Here is a 2,955-nt window from a genome sequence, read left to right as displayed (position 1 = left end):
GTTATATGGTCAAGCCTCACGGGCCATTAGTACTGGTTAGCTCAACGCCTCACAACGCTTCCACACCCAGCCTATCAACGTGGTGGTCTTCCACGGCCCTTTAGCACCCTCAAGGGGTGAGGGAGATCTTATCTTGAAGGAGGCTTCCCGCTTAGATGCTTTCAGCGGTTATCCCGTCCGAACATAGCTACCGGGCAATGCGATTGGCATCACAACCCGAACACCAGCGGTTCGTTCACTCCGGTCCTCTCGTACTAGGAGCAACTCTTCTCAAATCTCCAACGCCCACGGCAGATAGGGACCGAACTGTCTCACGACGTTCTAAACCCAGCTCGCGTACCACTTTAAATGGCGAACAGCCATACCCTTGGGACCGGCTTCAGCCCCAGGATGTGATGAGCCGACATCGAGGTGCCAAACACCGCCGTCGATGTGAACTCTTGGGCGGTATCAGCCTGTTATCCCCGGAGTACCTTTTATCCGTTGAGCGATGGCCCTTCCATACAGAACCACCGGATCACTAAGACCTACTTTCGTACCTGATCGACGTGTCTGTCTCTCAGTCAAGCACCCTTATGCCTTTGCACTCAATGCATGATTTCCGACCATGCTGAGGGTACCTTCGTGCTCCTCCGTTACTCTTTGGGAGGAGACCGCCCCAGTCAAACTACCCACCAGACACTGTCCGCGATCCGGATAACGGATCGGCGTTAGAACCCCAAACATACCAGGGTGGTATTTCAAGGACGGCTCCACGCTGACTAGCGTCAACGCTTCAAAGCCTCCCACCTATCCTACACAAATAGGCTCAGAGTTCAGTGTCAAGCTGTAGTAAAGGTTCACGGGGTCTTTCCGTCTAGCCGCGGGAACACAGCATCTTAACTGCGAGTTCAATTTCACTGAGTCTCGGGTGGAGACAGCGTGGCCATCGTTACGCCATTCGTGCAGGTCGGAACTTACCCGACAAGGAATTTCGCTACCTTAGGACCGTTATAGTTACGGCCGCCGTTTACCGGGGCTTCGATCAAGAGCTTCGCCGAAGCTAACCCCATCAATTAACCTTCCGGCACCGGGCAGGCGTCACACCCTATACGTCCACTTACGTGTTTGCAGAGTGCTATGTTTTTAATAAACAGTCGCAGCCACCTGGTCACTTCGACCGGCCTCAGCTGAGGGGGCAAGCCCCATCACCAAAACCGGCGTACCTTCTCCCGAAGTTACGGTACTATTTTGCCTAGTTCCTTCACCCGAGTTCTCTCAAGCGCCTTGGTATTCTCTACCTGACCACCTGTGTCGGTTTGGAGTACGGTCGCTTATTACCTGAAGCTTAGAAGATTTTCTTGGAAGCCGGGCACCAACCACTTCGCTTCTTATCAAAAAGAAGCTCGTCATCACGTCTCAGCCTTAAGAACCCGGATTTGCCTAAGTTCTCAGCCTACACGCTTAAACGCGGACAACCAACGCCGCGCTGGCCTAGCCTTCTCCGTCCCTCCATCGCAGTAATAAGCGGTACAGGACTATTAACCTGTTTCCCATCGACTACGCCTTTCGGCCTCGCCTTAGGGGCCGACTAACCCTGTCCCGATTAGCGTTGGACAGGAACCCTTGGTCTTCCGGCGGGGAGGTTTTTCACCCCCCTTATCGTTACTCATGTCAGCATTCGCACTTCTGATACGTCCAGCAGGCCTCTCAGCCCACCTTCAACCGCTTACAGAACGCTCCCCTACCCTGCTGTTCGAAAACAGCAGCCGCAGCTTCGGTTATCCATTTAGCCCCGTTACATCTTCCGCGCAGGCCGACTCGACTAGTGAGCTATTACGCTTTCTTTAAAGGATGGCTGCTTCTAAGCCAACCTCCTAGCTGTCTGAGCCTTCCCACATCGTTTCCCACTTAATGGATATTAGGGACCTTAGCTGGCGGTCTGGGTTGTTTCCCTCTCGACGACGGACGTTAGCACCCGCCGTCTGTCTGCCATGATTGCACTCATCGGTATTCGGAGTTTGCATGGGGTTGGTAAGTCGGGATGACCCCCTAGCCCAAACAGTGCTCTACCCCCAATGGTGAGACATGACGCACTACCTAAATAGTTTTCGGGGAGAACCAGCTATCTCCGAGCTTGATTAGCCTTTCACTCCGATCCACAGCTCATCCCCTCATTTTTCAACATAAGTGGGTTCGGGCCTCCAGTCAGTGTTACCTAACCTTCACCCTGGCCATGGATAGATCGCTCGGTTTCGGGTCTACTGCCAGCAACTCAATCGCCCTATTCAGACTCGGTTTCCCTACGGCTCCCCTACACGGTTAACCTTGCTACTGACAGTAAGTCGCTGACCCATTATACAAAAGGTACGCGGTCACAGAACAAGTCTGCTCCCACTGCTTGTATGCATACGGTTTCAGGATCTCTTTCACTCCCCTCACAGGGGTTCTTTTCGCCTTTCCCTCACGGTACTGGTTCACTATCGGTCAGCTGGGAGTATTTAGCCTTGGAGGATGGTCCCCCCACATTCAGTCAAGATAACACGTGTCCCGACCTACTCGATTTCACACCCTACGCCTTTTCGTGTACGGGGCTATCACCCGGTATCGCCCGACTTTCCAGACGGTTCCACTAAAACGTAAGCTGCTTAAGGGCTAGTCCCCTTTCGCTCGCCGCTACTCAGGGAATCTCGGTTGATTTCTGTTCCTCCGGGTACTTAGATGTTTCAGTTCCCCGGGTTCGCCTCTACACCCTATGGATTCAGGTGCAGATACCTACCTGACAGTAGGTGGGTTTCCCCATTCGGACATGTGAGGATCAATGCATGTTTGCCGGCTCCCCTCACCTTTTCGCAGGCTCCTACGTCCTTCATCGCCTCCAGCTGCCAAGGCATCCACCGTATGCACTTCGTCGCTTGACCATATAACTCAAACGACTGCTTGTGTGCGACTTACAATGTTGATAGCGTTTTTCAA

Annotated in this window: 1 rRNA gene; it reads right to left on the bottom strand. The window is 53.2% G+C overall.

Annotated features, from left to right (window positions below):
- Positions 1-5: 5 nt before the first annotated feature.
- Positions 6-2,900: ribosomal RNA gene (locus FKG94_RS28360) — 23S ribosomal RNA — on the bottom strand.
- Positions 2,901-2,955 lie beyond the last annotated feature (55 nt).

The sequence above is a fragment of the Exilibacterium tricleocarpae genome (genome assembly GCF_007004655.1).
GTDB classification, from domain to species: Bacteria; Pseudomonadota; Gammaproteobacteria; order Pseudomonadales; family Cellvibrionaceae; genus Exilibacterium; species Exilibacterium tricleocarpae.
This window is presented reverse-complemented; position numbering and strand designations above follow the sequence as displayed.